14 protein-coding genes and 3 pseudogenes are annotated in these 18,178 nt (G+C 33.6%); 2 read left to right on the top strand and 15 right to left on the bottom strand.

The window, feature by feature from the left end; all coding sequences use genetic code 11:
• Positions 1 to 612: 612 nt before the first annotated feature.
• From N7U66_RS01015 to N7U66_RS01055, 10 genes are all read right to left on the bottom strand, one after another.
• Complete coding sequence (locus tag N7U66_RS01015; RefSeq protein WP_267676951.1) at positions 613 to 2,490, bottom strand: coiled-coil domain-containing protein; 1,878 nt, start codon at positions 2,488 to 2,490, stop codon at positions 613 to 615.
• A gap of 413 nt (positions 2,491 to 2,903) precedes the next feature.
• Positions 2,904 to 3,761, bottom strand: a complete 858-nt coding sequence (locus N7U66_RS21185) for a TonB-dependent receptor (protein ID WP_313791549.1) — start codon at positions 3,759 to 3,761, stop codon at positions 2,904 to 2,906.
• A gap of 28 nt (positions 3,762 to 3,789) precedes the next feature.
• On the bottom strand, positions 3,790 to 5,127 hold the full coding sequence (locus N7U66_RS21190) for a TonB-dependent receptor (protein WP_313791365.1): 1,338 nt from the start codon (positions 5,125 to 5,127) through the stop codon (positions 3,790 to 3,792).
• 63 nt (positions 5,128 to 5,190) lie between these two features.
• Positions 5,191 to 5,523 (bottom strand): hypothetical protein, encoded by a 333-nt coding sequence (locus tag N7U66_RS01025; protein ID WP_267676952.1) that lies wholly within the window; start codon positions 5,521 to 5,523, stop codon positions 5,191 to 5,193.
• Positions 5,524 to 6,018 carry a DUF6787 family protein gene (locus tag N7U66_RS01030; RefSeq protein ID WP_267676953.1) on the bottom strand — a complete coding sequence of 165 codons (495 nt, stop codon included), beginning with the start codon at positions 6,016 to 6,018 and terminating at the stop codon, positions 5,524 to 5,526. It lies immediately after the preceding gene.
• Between the two features lie 28 nt (positions 6,019 to 6,046).
• Positions 6,047 to 6,487 carry a DUF6146 family protein gene (locus tag N7U66_RS01035; protein WP_267676954.1) on the bottom strand — a complete coding sequence of 147 codons (441 nt, stop codon included), beginning with the start codon at positions 6,485 to 6,487 and terminating at the stop codon, positions 6,047 to 6,049.
• A 128-nt stretch (positions 6,488 to 6,615) separates the two neighbouring features.
• Entirely contained in the window at positions 6,616 to 7,254 is a 639-nt protein-coding gene (locus tag N7U66_RS01040; protein ID WP_267678590.1) for a DUF937 domain-containing protein, read from the bottom strand.
• Positions 7,255 to 7,378: 124 nt separating this feature from the next.
• Positions 7,379 to 8,329: a D-2-hydroxyacid dehydrogenase gene (locus tag N7U66_RS01045; RefSeq protein WP_267676955.1), complete on the bottom strand. Its 951-nt coding sequence runs from the start codon at positions 8,327 to 8,329 to the stop codon at positions 7,379 to 7,381.
• 100 nt (positions 8,330 to 8,429) lie between these two features.
• Positions 8,430 to 9,491, bottom strand: a complete 1,062-nt coding sequence (gene serC / locus N7U66_RS01050; protein ID WP_267676956.1) for a 3-phosphoserine/phosphohydroxythreonine transaminase — start codon at positions 9,489 to 9,491, stop codon at positions 8,430 to 8,432.
• A gap of 80 nt (positions 9,492 to 9,571) precedes the next feature.
• The gene (locus N7U66_RS01055) at positions 9,572 to 10,630 is read right to left on the bottom strand and encodes an acyl-CoA reductase (protein ID WP_267676957.1); all 1,059 of its coding nucleotides are present in this window, start codon (positions 10,628 to 10,630) and stop codon (positions 9,572 to 9,574) included.
• Between the two features lie 67 nt (positions 10,631 to 10,697).
• Here N7U66_RS01055 and N7U66_RS01060 point away from each other — a divergent pair.
• Positions 10,698 to 11,039 (top strand): annotated as a pseudogene (locus tag N7U66_RS01060) (4Fe-4S dicluster domain-containing protein); the annotation flags it as partial.
• A 66-nt stretch (positions 11,040 to 11,105) separates the two neighbouring features.
• Here N7U66_RS01060 and N7U66_RS01065 read toward each other — a convergent pair.
• From N7U66_RS01065 to N7U66_RS01085, 5 genes and pseudogenes are all read right to left on the bottom strand, one after another.
• Positions 11,106 to 11,849: a class I SAM-dependent DNA methyltransferase gene (locus N7U66_RS01065; protein WP_267676958.1), complete on the bottom strand. Its 744-nt coding sequence runs from the start codon at positions 11,847 to 11,849 to the stop codon at positions 11,106 to 11,108.
• 70 nt (positions 11,850 to 11,919) lie between these two features.
• Positions 11,920 to 14,714: pseudogene (locus tag N7U66_RS01070) on the bottom strand (TonB-dependent receptor).
• Between the two features lies 1 nt (position 14,715).
• Positions 14,716 to 15,135: a hypothetical protein gene (locus N7U66_RS01075; RefSeq protein WP_267676959.1), complete on the bottom strand. Its 420-nt coding sequence runs from the start codon at positions 15,133 to 15,135 to the stop codon at positions 14,716 to 14,718.
• A 23-nt stretch (positions 15,136 to 15,158) separates the two neighbouring features.
• The gene (locus tag N7U66_RS01080) at positions 15,159 to 16,172 is read right to left on the bottom strand and encodes a FecR family protein (protein ID WP_267676960.1); all 1,014 of its coding nucleotides are present in this window, start codon (positions 16,170 to 16,172) and stop codon (positions 15,159 to 15,161) included.
• A 76-nt stretch (positions 16,173 to 16,248) separates the two neighbouring features.
• Positions 16,249 to 16,830 carry an RNA polymerase sigma factor gene (locus tag N7U66_RS01085; protein WP_267676961.1) on the bottom strand — a complete coding sequence of 194 codons (582 nt, stop codon included), beginning with the start codon at positions 16,828 to 16,830 and terminating at the stop codon, positions 16,249 to 16,251.
• Positions 16,831 to 17,002: 172 nt separating this feature from the next.
• Between N7U66_RS01085 and ychF the strand changes: the two are divergent.
• A pseudogene (gene ychF, locus N7U66_RS01090) lies at positions 17,003 to 18,096 on the top strand (redox-regulated ATPase YchF).
• The last annotated feature ends 82 nt before the right edge of the window (positions 18,097 to 18,178 follow it).

Here is an 18,178-nt window from a genome sequence, read left to right on the forward strand (position 1 = left end):
TAATAGGATGCAGCTATTGTAAACACTTGAAATTAAGATAAATAGTATGCCTAAATAAGCTATTGCTTGTATACTGAATATTAAGAATAATAAAAATATTATACTTCCAATAGTAAAAGAAATTTTCGCTCCCATTTTGGCATAGATAATAACATTCTTTTCGAATTCATTCATTATTGTAAAAAAGTTATTTTTGGTAAATTTATCTTTTCCTATGAAAAATGAGGACTAAAAATAAGTGCTTTTATTAGAGAATCAAGTTAAGGAATAGTTGTGAGATTAGGAATCTTGATGGTCTTCGCTTAACGTGTTGTATATGGTTTGTTGCTTGGTAAAGTAACAAATTTAGCAAGTACAAACCAAATAGAAAATCCGCGAGGATTTTCGTAAGTAGGCTAGAATTAACAATAAATTGTATACGTTATAAGCTACAGGGCTTTCTTTAATTCCTTCATTTCTTCCGGCACTTCAAGTCCCTTTTTGTAGTTATTAATATTTGAGTGATTTCTATACTTATTAAACAAAGTCTTTACTGTAATACTTGTGAAAATAAAAACAAGGAACGATATTCCTCCGCTAAATAAAATATTAGATTTTAATTCTTTTAAGAACTTAATAGAATTTGAAATATTCCAATTTGATTGATAAAGAATGTATAAAATACCGTGAAATTAATATCGTTAACAATAGTGCAAATTCAATCCAAGTTTTAGTTCTCCATTTTTTTACCTGACTTTTAATCCATTCATCTCTTTTAATTTTTCTATTTCGATTTTGCTCAAGTAAAAGAGATTCTTTCAGTTTAGAAACTTCACTTTTGACATCGTCTTTTTCTTCTACAGTTTTATCAATGCTTTTTGACTTATCTATATATTCTTTTTTAGATTTTTCTAATTCTTCTGTGCGAATGGAAATATTTTTAAAAAGACTTTCAAGTTTTTTAATTCTTATCTCTTCTATTTTCTTTTGCTTATTTGCTTCTTCTTCAAGGCGTTTAACAAATAAGGTTTTATCTTCTTGTTCCGCTAATTCGTTAAGTTCTTCAATATCTTTTAGTTGTTTATTTGTTATTCTCGTTGCAACTCGAATTATATCTGTGTCGCTAATATCTTCTTTTGCGTATTTATGAATATTATCATCTAATTCTCTCAAAATATGAGATTTAGGAAGATTACTGTTTAAGGTTAAAGATAGAGTAGAAGTTAAACCAATATCAGCTAAATCATGACCTTCTATTGCTTTATTTACAGTTGGATTACTTAACCAAAGAATATTTAATAAATCATCAGCTTTTATAGTTTCCGGCTGATAACCATTTTTCATAAAAATATTATTACCCTCAATAGATGCTGAATTATTTACAAACCAAGCATTGACTTTGTCAAAGTCTCTAAATCTTTTTTTTCTTGCTTTCTTTATATGTAAAATAGCAATAGCATCGTGTAAGGCTGATTTTTTAGAAGCTCTTAAACTGTCAAATATTTTATATTCTTCCGTGTATTTAGCTTCTCCTTTTAGCTTGTCAGTATTGTAAATTATGGATATCTCAAGTTTTCCTAATGTAGTTTCAAGATTATCTGCTATTCTTTCTAAGTCTGTTTTATTTAGATTACGTCTATCACAAGCATTATATACATCCTCTGGATTGACTTTTTTTTGAAGGAAAGATTTGTCAAAAAATCTTGCTTTAGTTTCTAAAAGATTTGTCGTTTCTTCAATTGTATCTTTAAGAACCCTTATTTTGAAATTTTGTTTTTTCGCTATTTCTAAAAGTGTTCTACAAGTATGTGTCGATTCAGGTGTGTTTAAATCAATTAAACCTACTAAAAAGTTCGTATCGAACAGTAGTTCAATATCTCTATTAGCATCATCGGAATTATACTCTAAATAAGTAGAAATAATTGAACCTAAATAGATGTTTTTTATTCTGTCATAAATGGAAGGAATCTTTTTGAAGAAATCAATAAATTGTGCTTCAGCTGTGAAGTCCTCCCCATTTTTATATTCACTATTTGAAATATATTTTGATAGATTAAATTTATTTTTTTCTATAAATTTAAAAATGGAATCACTGTTTTCAATTTTCAATTCTGAAGATTCACAGAATGATTTAAATAAAACTTCAATCTCATCAATTTCCTTTGTTTGATTTTCAATAATCTCCTCAAAATCTGTAAATGTATACTGGTTTAAACTGAAAGCTCCATCTTGGTATAAAACAAAATGTATTGTGTCATCTGTGTTAATTTCTTTCGATATTTCAGTTAATATTTTTTTTAATACAGGAATTGGAAAATCGATACAATATAATTCGTTAGCTGTATTTTTAATTTCTAAAAGACTCTTTCCTTTAAAAATTCCTTTAGAATTCATTTTAGACAATGTTCTTTTTATAAGTGGTATAAAAATATCAATTGGCCCTTTTACTAATGTTCCAAAATTTCTAATATGAGTTAGTAAACTATAAGTTATTGCTTTTTCTTTATTCATTAATTTTCTGTATTCCGTTCAGATTTTGCCTTGTAGCTAATGATCAACTGATAAAATTCGTTTTAATAACCAGTCAAGCTGGTCACAAGTGTTTTTCATCATACGTTAAGCGAAGTTAGTTTTTTGAAATTGAGAAATATAGCGATTTTAAACTTTTGAAAACAAAGTTTTTAACATGTAGTGTTAACATATGTTAATCGGTAGAGTTTTGTAGATTAGTGAATTTTCAGAGACTTTACAAACAATTTTCATGCTTCAAAATTACTCGAAAAGACAACTAAAATAGAGTAGTGTTAATCAAAAAAGCACAAACAAAAAGGTTTGTGCTTTTATTAATACTTTTAAGAATGTTTAAGAGATCTCTAATAAAAAGTGTGAGCTTACAGACTCAAACTTTTAATAAATAAAATAATTTATATTTTATAGATAAAACCTAGACTTATATTACGTCCAATATTAGCAATGCCATCGGCTTTTAAACGTGATAAATGATGCACATAACTCTTATTCGTTATATTATTTCCAGAAAGCGTAAAAGAAAGTATGTTATCAAATAGTTTAAAATCACCACCAAAACCAGCACTTAATAACGCATAACCATTGGTTGGTGTTTCAAAGACACTCACGTTGGTTTGTTTAAAAGTGTTTCGTAATTTAACAAAGGAATAGCCATTGTTAATCCAAGGTTTTTCAAATTCTATTCTAATGGTATTCGTTATACTGTTTGCAGGAATTAAAGGTAAAAAAGCACCGTTACTTTGTTTTCCAGTGACGGTTTCAAAACTGGCTTCAAAATGTAACCAGTCTAAAGGGTGCGGATGGATATGCAAGCCAACTTCACCACCATATAAATTGGCATTCTGTTGCAAATAATCATAAACAGGTGCAGCGTCTATCACATCGCCAGTAGGTGAGAGGTAAATATAATTGGAAATGCTGTTGTAAAAGCCATTAACGAAAAGTTCTACATGCTCATTTTTAAACTCTAAAGATAGATCGGTTTGAAAGTTTTGTTCGTTTTCTAAATTGTTATTACCTATTTCAAAACGGTTAGTCCCTTCGTGTGTTCCAAAACTGGTAAGCTCGGCTAAGTTTGGTGCGCGATAACCGGAGGCTAAATTCAGTCCGGCAACGATGTTTGGTGTGATAGCTGTCTTTGCTCCCAAAGCACCATTGAAACTGCTAAAATCGCGATTTATACCCTCTAAAACTCTAATTGCTCTAGTGTCAAACCTGGCACCTAATTGCACATCGACTTTATCAAAATGAATGTGTGCAGTCGCTAAAACACCAACATCATTAGTAGTTGCATCTCGGAATCAAAGTTTCTTCACCGTAATTGGTATTGACTTGATGCATGCCTTGCACTCCAACAATCGTTTCAAATTTACCTAAGGTTGGTAAATTATATTTCACATCATAACTCGCCGTTTTCAGCTTCATTTGCAATGCAGCTTCGCTTATTTCTTCTTCTTCATGCATTTCTGCTGTTTCCTCTGCATCTTCCTCATGATCGTGATGTTCTTCAAATTCCTTTCGATTATTATAAGTAAACCCCAGATTAACATCAAAGCTAGAATTATTGAGAAATACTTTAGATTTCAAACTAAAGATATGATTGGTTAAATCCTGATAAGGCAATAAAGGAGTTCGTGCTGTAGATTGCTCGCCAATAGCTTCAGGAATACCTAATTTTGAACGGTTAACGTTATAGCGAAAATCTGTATTAAATCCAATAGTTTGATACCCAATACTTGCCTTAAAATCTTGCTCTCTAAAACGCGTGTTAGTCACGCGGTAATCTTCAGTATCATAATCTGAATGTTCTGAAAGACCCGCTCTAAAAAGGAATTTTACTTTTTCTGCGGATGCTTTAAAAGCTGCCGATGAATTATAGCCTTGGGTATTACTATAATAATTCCCACCAATTTCACCTTCACTAGTGTTTTTTAAAGCATATTTTTCAGGATTAAAATATAACACACCACCCAAAGCATCACTACCATAGAGTAGAGAAGCGGGGCCTTTAATAACTTCTACACTTTCAATACCAGCGCTATTAATCCCTAAGCCATGCTCATCTCCAAATTGTTGATTTTCTAATCGAATGCCTTGGGTGTAAACCAAAACACGATTGGCCGAAAGTCCGCGAATAACAGGTTTTCCTATGCTAACACCAGTTGAGACACTCTCTACGCCCGCAATACTGGTTAAACCATCAGATAAGGTTACTGCACCTTGTCTTTGCAATTCTGAAAGGGCTTCTCGTTCAACCTTCATGACATTTTCAGATTGTAATTTATGAAATGGCGTGGAAATAATAAGCTCCTCCATTTCTATAGCAGAAGGATTTAGTTGGACGGTTAAGGTTTCGGTTGTTGGGACTGTAATTTTTTTTGAAACCGTCTCAAAGCCAATGATAGAAATGATTAGTGTTTGAGTGCCTTGAGGTATTTCGGTTAAAGAAAAAGTGCCATTTTCGTCAGTTGTTGTGCCTTTTTCTAATTGCGGAATATAAACGGAAACAAATTCTAAAGCTTCGTTTGTTTCATTGTTTGTAATAAGACCATTTATAGTATTTTGTGCCAAAGCACTTGATATCACCGTACACAGTACTATCGTGAATAGATATTTCATTTAAATAAAGTTTAGTTTAATAAAATTGAAATGTTGCCATTTCAACAAAGAAAAAATAAGGTATTAAACTAATTGTGGCGGGCCACGAAGTGAAAACGGAAGTTTTTGAAAGGCGCTAACAAATTCGTATTGAGAGCTTAATATGTTGTGATTATCTTCTGTGAAACCAAATTCGATTTCTTTAAAAGTAACAGTATAAACCGTATTTAAATTGAATTTATAAAATTCGCAATCTAAATCGATATTATGAAAATGGGTATCTTGTGGATTGTCACAAACCTCATGTTTGTGGTTCTCAAAAATATGATTAAACTTAACAGCAGCAGGCAACAATACGGCTAAAACGAGTATTATAGCCAGTGATTTAATGATGATATGTTGCTTTATATGTTGCATTTAATCTACAAAACGCCCTAATCCAAAACGGCGTATCATTTTCTTTTCGAACTCCGAGAAAAATTTACCTTGGCCTAAAATATAACCAAAGCTTACCAACAGGATTTGGTAGAAAATGAGTCCAATAATAATATATAATATCCAATAAACATATATATTTAAGTTTTCTTTAGTAATTCCAAGGAGTTGAATAACAGGCCTGCCAACAAAAAGCGAGGAAGATCCCGTAATCGCAAAAACAATAAAAATACGAATCATTTCCCAACGGTATTTAACCACCCATTTTTGTTCTAATTTTTTAAAAATAAGGAGGCAAAGTCTTACCAAGAAAAAGGTGATAAGTAGCGCGAATGCTATTTTAAAACCTACAAAATATTCTTCACGAAACAACCCTGTAATTTTATAGGATGAGTAAAAAAGCCCTAAAAAGCCTAAAAAAGGAAAGAGTAGTTGCCAATTTTCCTGAATTTCCCAACGCTGTTTAAATTGCTCCATAGTCAAATTTTATGGGTGCAAATATAAATTAATTTTGAGGAACTCTACCACCTAAAAGATTTTGATTATAGGTGTTCTGAAAGTAAATAAAATAATTAAAGAGCTTATAATTTACATCATAGCCATAATCAATATCATCCTTGTAATTTATTTGAAGTTCATACAAATTACTATTAAACCGAGTCGGTTGTAAAACTGCGGAGTTCCAGGCTTGCACGTAACGACTATTCTTATCCTCTAAATAGGATTGTGTGTAAAATTCTTTTGGTTTTGCCATAGATGTTAACCAGGTATTAAAACCAGGTTCTATAATAATAATATCATACTCTAATTTATCACTAGAAATTTTCAAGGTATCTCCAACTTGCGCTTCAGGCTTCTCTATCGGGTTTTGTTCAGCGGTATCTTTTGCTGAGTGACATCCAAAAGCAATAGTTAATATACATGCGGCTAATATTAAATTTTTCATAGTTAAATTTTTACTAAAGATACAAATAAAGTCGTTTCATTAAAAACGAAAAAAAGTTGTTTAAAAACGCTATTTTTTTTAAACAACCTTCAGTTGTTCTAGATTTAATTAATTTTATACTAAAGGCGTTATTTCCCACCAAAGAGACCACCAAGTAAACCTCCAAGGCCACCTTTTTTCTTAGAGTTGCCTAATACCATTCCAGCCACATCATCCACAATACTTCCATCACCATCTGCATCTAGAATAGATTCTAAAAAGCTTTGTTCTTTTTGAGCAGACGAGCCGCCTAATAATCCACCAAGTATACTGCCTAGATCATTGGGAGAATTAACCTTTTGCTGTTTTGCCTGTCTTCCTAAAATACCCATTAACAAAGGGGCCGCAACCTTTAAAATATTGGCAACTGCTGTAGCATCTAATCCGGATTTTTCTCCTATTACTTTTTCTACACCACTTTTTTTTGATCCTAAAACATGATCTAAAATTTTATTACCATCTTGTTTTATGTTGTCATCAACCCCACCACTAAATAAACCACCAAGGTTGTCTAAAATACGCCCATCGTGTTTGCTTTGTATCGCCCCCATTAAACCTTCTGCTCCTTGAGGTGTAGCGGCGTTACGTTTCATTGCAGTCATTAAAACAGGTAAAGCCATCGTTAAAACGCGACTGGTTTTAGTGGTATCGTTACCTGTTGAACTGGCAACACCGCTAATAATTGTACGTCCTAAATCACTATCTAATACATCTAAAATTCCCGACATTTTTATTTTATTTAAGTTTAATAATTGGTTAAAAAGGTACATAAAAAAAGCCTTAATTCAGTTATTAAGGCTTTTTTATAAAATAAATGGTTTATCTTATTTACCAAATACAGCAATTAATGTTTTAAAGTAGAATCTCTTTAATCTGTGTGGCCAATTCAGTGCCTATTCTATCCTGTGCTTCATTAGTAGCTGCACCAATATGTGGTGTCAACGAAATCCTACCATTCATTAATAATTGGACAGCAGGCGTGGGTTCATTTTGAAACGTATCTAAGCCAGCAAAAGCTAATTTACCACTTTCTAAAGCGTTTACTAGTTCCACTTCATTTACTACACCACCGCGAGCAGCGTTTATGATTACAGACCCATTTTTCATTAAATCAAATTCTGTTTTACCAATGGTATAGTCTTTTTGAGCAGGGACGTGTAGTGTTACAAAATCAGATTGCTTTAAAACCTCCTCCATAGGTTGCGTTTTAATATTGAAGCTCACAGATTGCCCATCAAAAAAATCAACAGTAACTTCAGCGCCATCAATATATTTATCGGTAGCAATAACTTTCATTCCCACACCTAAACCAATTTTGGCAACTTCTTGTCCAATACGACCAAAACCAACAATGCCAAGCGTTTTACCTCTTAGCTCTATGCCTTTTGCATAGTTTTTCTTTAATGTTTTAAATTGTGTATCACCGTCTAATGGCATATTTCTATTAGAGTCGTGTAAAAAACGAACCCCGCCATAAAGGTGCGCGAATACTAACTCGGCCACAGATTGTGACGAAGCAGCAGGCGTATTGATGACCTTTAATCCTTTATCCCGAGCATAATCGACATCGATGTTATCCATGCCTACGCCACCACGACCTATAATCTTTAAACTAGGACAAGCATCAATTAAATTCTTTCGAACGGTGGTTGCACTTCTTACTAAAAGTACGGTGATGTCATTCTCGTTAATGTAATTAATTAATTGCTCTTGTGCTACTGTTGTAGTAATCACTTCAAATCCTGCGGCTTCTAACGCGTTAATTCCGCTTTGAGAAACACCATCGTTTGCTAATACTTTCATTGAAAACGTTTATTTTATATTCCCAAAAGGAGGGAATGTATTAATTTTTAATTCTTAAGTTGAAGTGGTTTTAACTAGTACGACTTCAAATGGAATATAGTTAGGCTTTAGCTTCCAATTCGCTCATGACTTCGACCAGCGCCTTAACACTATCAATTGACAAGGCATTATACATGGATGCTCTATAGCCTCCAACACTTCTATGTCCATTAATACCGTTAATTCCAGCTTCTTTAACCATGGTTTCGAAGGTTTCTTTCAAGTTTTCACTTTCTAAAGTAAAAGTAGCATTCATGTTCGAACGGTCTTCTTTTGCTGTAAATCCTTTAAATAATGGATTTAAATCAATTTCTGAATACATGATTCGGGCTTTCATTTCATTCACTTCTTCAATCGCTTTAATACCGCCAAGATTTTTTAGCCATTCCAATGTTAACATCGACGTGTATACGGCAAAAACGGGAGGGGTATTGAACATACTATTTTTAGAAATGTGTACCTTGTAATCCATCATTGAGGGGATTTTACGGGACACTTTTCCCAAAACCTCTTCTTTAACAACCACTAAAGTCGTTCCTGCTGGACCCATGTTTTTTTGAGCCCCTGCATAGATTAAGTCGAATTGTGAAAAATCAAGTGTTCGAGAAAAAATATCACTACTCATATCACACACCAAAGGAATGTCTACTTTTGGAAAACTTTTCATTTGTGTTCCAAAAATAGTATTATTTGAAGTGACGTGCAGATAATCATAATCTGAAGGCACATCGTAACCCTTTGGAATATAGTTATAGTTTGAGGCTTTAGATGAGCCTACTTCATACACATCATCATAAATTTGAGCTTCTTTCATCGCCTTATCCGCCCAGGTTCCTGTATTTAAGTAACCGGCTCTTTTCTCTAATAAGTTAAGCGCAACCATTAAAAATTGTGTGCTAGCACCACCCTGTAAAAATAATGCTTTATAGCCTTTACCTTCAAGACCAAGAAGCTCTAGAGCTAACGCCCTTGCTTTTTCCATGACATCAACAAAAGCTTTACTTCTGTGCGAAATTTCGATTAAGGATAATCCGTTATCAAAATCTAATAAGGCTTCTGAGGCTTTTAAAATTACTTCTTTTGGCAAAACGCAAGGTCCTGCGCTAAAGTTATGTATCATCATAATTAATTCGTGTTGTTTTTAGCGTTACAAAGGTGCTAAATAATCTATGAAATTTTGTTATGAAAATGATAAATTATGCCCTATAATTTTAACAAAAACGCAATGGTGTCTACAGCATCTGCATAATCCCAAAGGGCTGGTTTTTGTGTGTTTCCAAACTTTATCTCTTCCTTAGAAAAACCCTCTGCGACGATGCATTGAATGTTGTCTGACTCGTTTTTTAATCTTACGTGAAGGGTTTCCTCACTGTCATAATACTCATAAAACACCGTTGCAATGGGAGAAGCAAAGCTTTCATCTTCTTTAATCATGAGGAATCCGTTTTCTAACATCTCAAATTCGCTCATTAAATAAACGGCTTTATTATAATCATAATTATTAGCATACTTGGCCTCATTGATGATGGGATGCCATTTGTATATGGCTTCAAAAAAAGCATCAAAAGAATAGTCCTTAGGAAGAAATAATTTTGATACGTTTCTACAGCCTAAGCCATAATATCTAAAGATATCATCAGAGAGGTTTTCAAGTTGCTCCTTAGTTTCTTTACCATTTAAAATAGCTACAGAGTTTCTGTTTTTCCTTATAATGGAAGGCTTATCTTTGAAATAGAATTCAAAATAACGTGCCGTGTTATTACTTCCGGTAGCAATCACAGCATCGAAATCACTAAGTTTTCCTTCTGTAAATGTTATCCTACCCTTGAATTCAGGTTCAATTTGTTCTAGATATTTTGCTAAAAAGGGTAATAAATGTTTATCGTTTGACGATTGCTTAACCACGACATGATGTCCTGAAATTAGTACCGCTAAGAAGTCATGAAATCCAACTAACGGGATATTTCCGGCCATGATGATGGCTACTTTTTGTGGTTTGACCTTACTAAAATTATAATGAGAAGTCCATTGATTTAATGCGCTTTCTGTAAGTTCATTCGCCCACCCGTTTAAAGCAAAAACGATATTTTTTTTAGTAAACCAGCCGTTGTGTTCTTGAGCTAATTTTATTTGGTGTTTAAAGCCCTCAAAAAACAAATCGTTATGTAAAATATGTTCTTCCTTTCGAAAGGCTTCACCAGTGAATTGTTTAATAAAAGCACCTAATTTTGAGAAAGCGTTAATTCTTTGTTGTAATTCCATCAGCTATTTGCGTAAGACTTGTTTTGTCATTATTTTTGCAATGCAAATTTAGATAAAAATAAGCTATATGGCGATTATTATAACAGACGAATGTATAAACTGTGGTGCTTGTGAGCCGTAATGCCCAAACACTGCGATTTATGAAGGTGCTGATGACTGGAGATATAAAGACGGAACAAGTTTAGAAGGAAGTATAGTTTTGCCTAATGGTAAAGCAGTGGATGCAGAGGAAGCTCAAGAACCTCTAAGCGATGAAATATATTACATCGTACCCGATAAATGTACGGAATGTGTTGGATTTCATGATGAGCCGCAGTGTGCAGCAGTATGTCCTGTGGACTGTTGTGTACCAGACGATGCGCATGTAGAGACCGAAGACGTTTTATTAGGAAAGCAAAAATTTATGCATCCGAGAAGATTAATTAATACGGTATTATCCACTAATAAAAAAATCCTACATTATGTTAGGATTTTTTTATGCCATTTTTCCCGCAACCACGACATACGTGTCAAACATATACGACGGTTTGTCTATACATTCCATGAGTTCAAAATTATTGAGATATAGAAATAATTCCCATTCGTTTTTAGTGAAAGCTCGTACTTCAGAATCATCTTGTGTAATTAGTTTCCTACTGTCGGCATTTATTTCGTAGTATTTTGCATTCCAATAGAACATGAAATTATTTGAAGTCGTTGGTGTTAAAAGACTTTCTCGGTAATACGTCTTTTGTTTAAAAGTGGCATGGTGCACCATTTTAACCCCACCTTTAATAGATTTAATAAACCGGTTTGCATCAATAAAATCGAAACACAAAATCCCTTGATTTTCTAAATTGTTATAAATAGCCTGCAACGCGTTATGAACATCTTCGTTTGAAAGTAAGTAGCTTGAAGTTCTACCCGTAATAATAACACTTTGTGTGGTTTGATTTAATTTGAAATGACGCATGTCACCTTGTACAAATCGATTGCAAGCGAGTTTTTTTTTAGCGAGAGCAACCATGTCCTCGCTGTAATCTAAGCCATTATAATTATAATTATTGACTATAAAATGTTTTGCCAAGTTTCCAGTTCCTGAACCCACTTCTAACACCTGGTTTTTTTTGTACTTATTTAGTAGCGTACTATAAAACAGGTATTCTTCTTCATAGTTTATGAAGGTTTGATACATGGCATCGTAGAGGTGCTCCAATCCGTTTGTGTAGAGACTTTGCATATTTTAAAGATAAAAAAAATGCTACTCAAATTGGAATAGCATTTTAAATAATTAAAAAAGACTTGAAATTTTAGAATTTATAGTTTAACGATAAGTTAAACATGGTTCCTAATTGACTAAAGTGATACCCATCGTACGTCATTTGAGAATAACGTTGGTTAAATGTAATCAAGTTAGATTGATTTTTAGTTTGCGCTGGATCCGCTAAAATCGCTTCGCCTGCTGCATTCTCTGCTTTAAACTCCCATTCCGGTAAAACGTTTAATAAATTATTGACGTTTAATGCGATGGTTAGTTTTTCGGTAGCATTATAGTTAATACCTAAATCTGTAACAATCTTAGGAATAAATTCTGTTCTTAAATCGTTACTCATACCTTGTTGTTTAAAGGTTGTTTTCCCGAAGTACGTGTTGTTTAAAGAGAAACCAAATTTATTGATGTCATAGTTAGCACCAAGAATCCACTTCGTTTCGGCCTAGAGGTAAAGAATAGCGCTTCTTGAGTATCATTAACAACAGATTGACCTGAGTTAGCGACTAAAGGAATATCTTTTACAGCACCCTCTCTTTCATTTTGAATGGTATAGTTTCCGAGATAAATTAAGATCTAATTCCCCTCCGCCCAATATAATATTTCTCTTACTTAAAACCACATCAATACCGAAGTTCTCGTATCTATGGCATTAGAAAAGAAACTAATATCACTTAAGTTGTTTTCTGCTAATAGTATATCTAATGGGTTTGTAGGATCTCCACTTGGTCCTATTTCTGCACCTAGCACAATTCTATCTTTAACTGCAATATTATAGTAATCTATAGTGAAGCTTAGGTTGTTATCAAATTTACCACCGAAGCCTACTGTAAAGTTGTTAGAGGTTTCAGCATCCAATTCAGGAATTCCTAAAAGTTTCGCTTGAGTAGAGACATTATTTATAAGACCACCCACCTGAATACGAGAACCTGCAATAAAGCTATACTGCGCTTTTTGTGTGTAAATTTGATGTAATGTAGGTGCTCTAAATCCTGATGAAACAGAAGCTCTTGCAGTCAATTCATCATTAATTTTTAAGCGAGAACTTAATTTATAAACAAAGGTGTTGCCAAAATCTGAGTAATTTTCAGTTCTAATCGTTCCACTTACTAAGAAAGCATCACTCACATCAAAATCTAAAGAGAAATAACCTCCAAAGTTGTAACGGTTAAATTTGCCGAGTTTTCCGGACTATTTCCAGCAAAAGAATCGGCGCCACCACCGTCATAAGAAGCTAAACCACCTTCAATCACTTCAAAGGTTTCATTTCTAAACTCTGCACCAAAACCAATACTCACTTTATCAGATAACAACCTTGAAATGTCAATATTCCCTACGTTATGGGTAAACTTAGTTCCTCCTGGATCGAAGGATTGCGGGCTGTTTTCGCGATACAATTCTGAAGGTTCAAACTCTTCTCCTGGATCAGGCATTCCATTTCCATTTGCATCATTAAAACTTGGAACAAAAACGGCATTTCGGTTGTGGGACTGGTTAACCTTATACGTTTGTGTATTTCCACCTGTGGTATAACTCAAATCCACGTTCCAGTCATTGATCTTTGTTTTTATTCCTGCAGTACCATTATAATCGTTTAATAAGCCTTCAAAGGTAGGAACGTATCCTTCGTATATACCATTAGGACCGTCAGGAAAGAAGTCATTTAAGTATGGGAAATAGTCAACTCCTTCAACATCATCTCGGATTAAAAGCTCGAGAACGTCTCCAATATGGGGTTCTATAGTTAGCAAAACTATTAACTTTTTTATAGACATAAGCCGTATTAAAATAAAGTTCGGTGTTATCACTTAAATCGAAACCACCGTTGATTAAGAATTTAGATGACGCCGTTTCCGGAGATCCATTAATGTTGTTGGCATCCGGATTACGAGTTAAGAAGTCGTTAACTGATGCCATTCCTACATTGTTTCCAGTAATAATATTCGCTGCATCTGGTTTTGGGTTACCAAACTCGTCATTTGGATCCACATAAACAAAATCACCAAATTCGCCTTCAGCATCTACTGTTCCAGGTCTGTTAGCCAAATTTGTTTTAGACAAATCAATCGTATAATTTATAAAGCCCTTATTGTCTCCAATTTCCGACCCATTATTAACACTAATGCCAATCATTTCTCCATCGCCTTCACTCGTCATTCCTGATCTTAAAGTAGCCGAACCTTGATTCACGTTATCCTTTAAAATAATGTTCATAACCCCAGCAATAGCATCCGATCCGTATTGTGCAGAGGCACCGTCACGAAGTATTTCTACACGCTCAATGGCATCTGTTGGTATGGCCGAGATATCGGCTCCCGTTTCACCACGACCGGGAGAAGTTTGTGTATATAATAAGGCACTTAAATTTTTACGCTTACCGTTAATAAGAATTAAGGTTCTAGAAGGTCCCATGTTTCTAATTTCATAGGGATCTAAAAGCGATGTCGCATCATTCACTGGTGTTTGTACGGTGTTAAATGAAGGAATTCTATATTGTAAAGCCTTATCAAAAGTTGCCTGTCCTGTTGATATTAAATCTTCAGAAGCAACTACATCTACCGGAAGGGGTGTATCTACACTACTTCTAGGAGCTGTACGTGATCCTACCAGAATGATCTCTTGTAAGGCTTCACCATCAGATAAGGTCACATTAATAATAGCCTGACCATTAACGGCTACTTCTTTTTTAGAATAGCCTACAGAACTAAACACTAGAGTGCTAGAACTACTAACTGTTAACGAATAGTTACCATCAAAATCTGAAGCGGTTCCATTAGAGGTGCCTTTTTCAACGATATTTACGCCAGCGAGACCATTGCCATCGGTATCTGTTATTTTACCGAGACACCGTTTCTTGAAGGTTGTCTAGGATGTTATCTACTGTAATGTTTGAAGTGTCTAGGTTATTAATGAGACCTTTTACTTCCGGAGTATCGCTTTTTTTATTATAAATCACATAATACTTGTTTCCTAAATATTCGAAATCCAATCTGGTTTTATGTTCTAGTTTTCGAATAATTCTTTCCAATTTGTTGTAATCATATTTTTTAGGATCAAGAATAGTTCCAGAGACTAACTCCGGATTATAAGTAAAAAACACATTGTATTCTTCACTTAATCTGTCTAAAAATTCAGCGAGAGGGATCGATTTATCCTCTGTAGTTACTACTGTGTTTTTAGTATTTGCATACGTATTTGTAACTCCTATTAATAGGAATAACACTAAAAACAGTTTAGGGATTTGTTTTACTTTCATAATGGATTAATTTTAAATTACTGTTAGTTGATTTCTAATTTATATATATAGAGTTTATCTTCCTTGGTTAAAATTTTAACTTCAGTCGATTTTTGAATAGCCAATAAGCAGATGTCCAAGTTTTCATTGGGGATGCCTCCTGATACCAATTTCGTTTTCAATGATTTGTCTACAAATTCATAAGACATACCATAGGTGTTTTCTATGTGTTGCATGACGTCATCTAGGGTAATGTTATTGAAGATATAAGTACCTTCTTTCCATGACGCGTAGGATGTTTTCTTTGTTATTTTTTTATGTGATACTTTCTGTTCTTCCTTAGAATAAGAAGCAATTTCACCTGGATTCATTATTTTAGAATCCCCATTTTTAAGCAGTAAGTGAATGGAGCCTTCATCTAACAGCACACTCGTTTTGTCTTGTCTTGTATTTACATTAAACTGTGTACCAAACACTTCAACCGTTAGATCCTGTGTATTTACCCAAAACTTTGCTTGCGTTGATGGCATAGGTTTTACTTTAAAATAGGCCTCTCCTTCTAAAAATACTGTTCTCGGTTGATCTTTGTTATATTTAATGGAAGAGTTACCATTTAATACTACAGAGGTGCCATCGGGAAGTTTAAGGTCAATGATTTCGCCAAAAGAGGTTTGATGTGTTATTGTTTTGGAATTGTAGATCGTAGCGATGCTAAAAATGGAAATGAATAAAGTAATAAGGGCGACAGCAGCGTATTTAATATGTGCACTTAATTTATATTGTTTCGAATGACTATTGCTCTGTTTTTGTCCTGTATTAATACGGTTTAATACAGTTGTCAATTCCATATTAATTTTGGTCTTGTCTAGCTTTTTTTCATTAAATACGACACCTAATAGCATGGCTTTTGCCGTATAGACTGCATCAATATGCTCTGGATGTTTATTTATCCAAGCACTCCAAAAAGCGATGTCATTAGTATTGGTTTCTTTAGCCCAATTAATAAATGAATCATCATTTAATAGTTTCTCAATAAAAGTCTTATTTGTTTTACTCATTAAAATAGTTTTGGTATGTCCTGTTACCCCTCTACTAATAAAGAGACAGTAACTCTAATTTTATACCCTGCTATTTTTAATTATTTTTTAAAACGTCTTGAAGTGCCTTTGTTTCAATGTTTTTCCGAAGTTTAACATAGGCCTTTTGAAGCGTGTTTAAAACACTTTGATAAGAAATATTCATTATCAAAGCAATTTCAGATAGTTTTAAGTTACTGTAGTATTTTAAATAAATAGCTTCTCGTTCTCTAACACTTAATGCATTTAGAAGGTTAGTTAACACGCTGGATTTTATAACTGTAAACTCTTGTTTTATGGCAATTTCTTCAGATGAAAACTCAAAACTTAAAAGCAGTTCTAAAGGTATGTCATAGTTTACATATTGCCTTTCCTTCTTTAATGCTCTTAAAAGAGCCCTTCTAAAAGAAATAAATAAGTAAGATTTGATGGAATTAATGGCGCTTATTTGTGCTCTGTTTTCAAATAGATAAACAAAAAAATCTTGTAGACAATCCTCAGTAAAATCAATGTTCCCTGAAATTTTTAAACCATAGTTATGTAGACTAGCATAGTGTAATTTGAACAGTGTTGAAAAAGCAGACTTGTTACCATCTAAAAAAGAATCCCAAACCGATTTTTCAAATTGATTGTCTGTCATTTACCAAATATAATTATTAATTGGTCGTATTTTTAAATATTTTTATATTTTAATTAACTTTAACGTCGAATATTATGTTAATAACTGTTAAAAAGATGATTATTTATTAAATTCAGATTATGTCTAATATAGTAGTATATTTGCATCCTTAAAATAATCAAATACATAGTAAATGAAAGCAGGAATTGTAGGCTTACCAAATGTAGGGAAATCCACGTTATTTAATTGTTTGTCTAATGCAAAGGCGCAAAGCGCAAACTTCCCATTTTGCACCATAGAGCCCAATATTGGTGTAGTAAATGTTCCAGATCCTAGACTTCAAAAGTTAGAAACATTAGTAAACCCTGAGCGTGTGTTGCCTGCAACTGTTGAGATTGTTGATATTGCCGGTTTAGTAAAAGGAGCAAGTAAAGGCGAAGGGTTAGGAAATCAATTCCTAGCCAATATTCGTGAAACTGATGCTATTTTACACGTGTTGCGTTGTTTTGATAATGATAATATTGTGCATGTTGATGGAAATGTTAATCCCATTAGAGATAAAGAGACTATAGATATTGAGTTGCAGCTAAAAGATTTAGATACTGTAGAAAAAAATTAGATAAAGTTAAGCGCGCTGCAAAAACAGGAAACAAAGAGGCGCAGAAAGAAGAAGCGGTGCTGCTAAAAATTAAGAACGGTTTAGAGGCAGGAATATCTGTTCGTGCTTTAGAATTTTCGGATGATGAGTATGTTGATTTTGTTAAACCCGCACAATTAATTACCGAAAAGCCTGTGATGTACGTTTGTAATGTAGATGAAGGTGCTGCTGTTTCCGGTAATGCTTATGTAGATAAAGTAAGAGAAGCTGTAAAAGATGAAAAAGCTGAAGTATTAGTGTTGGCTGTTGGTACAGAAGCCGATATTACAGAGTTGGACGATTACGAAGAACGCCAAATGTTCTTGGCAGATATAGGCTTAGATGAGCCAGGGTCTGCTAAATTAATACGTTCTGCCTATAAGTTATTGAACCAGCAAACCTATTTTACTGCTGGTGTAAAAGAAGTGCGTGCCTGGACCATTAATGTAGGCGCCACAGCCCCACAAGCGGCAGGTGTTATTCATACCGATTTTGAAAAAGGCTTTATTCGTGCAGAAGTCATTGCTTATGATGATTATGTTCAGTTTGGAAGCGAAGCGAAGGTTAAAGAAGCTGGTAAAATGAGAGTAGAAGGGAAGAGTTATGTGGTAAAAGATGGTGATGTCATGCATTTCCTATTTAATGTGTAATCTATAACTTTAACATATTCGACTACTAGAGTCATTATTATATCATAAAAAACAAAACGTCGTAACGGTTACTAACGTTACG

The organism is Lacinutrix neustonica (genome assembly GCF_026625145.1).
Lineage (GTDB): Bacteria > Bacteroidota > Bacteroidia > Flavobacteriales > Flavobacteriaceae > Lacinutrix > Lacinutrix neustonica.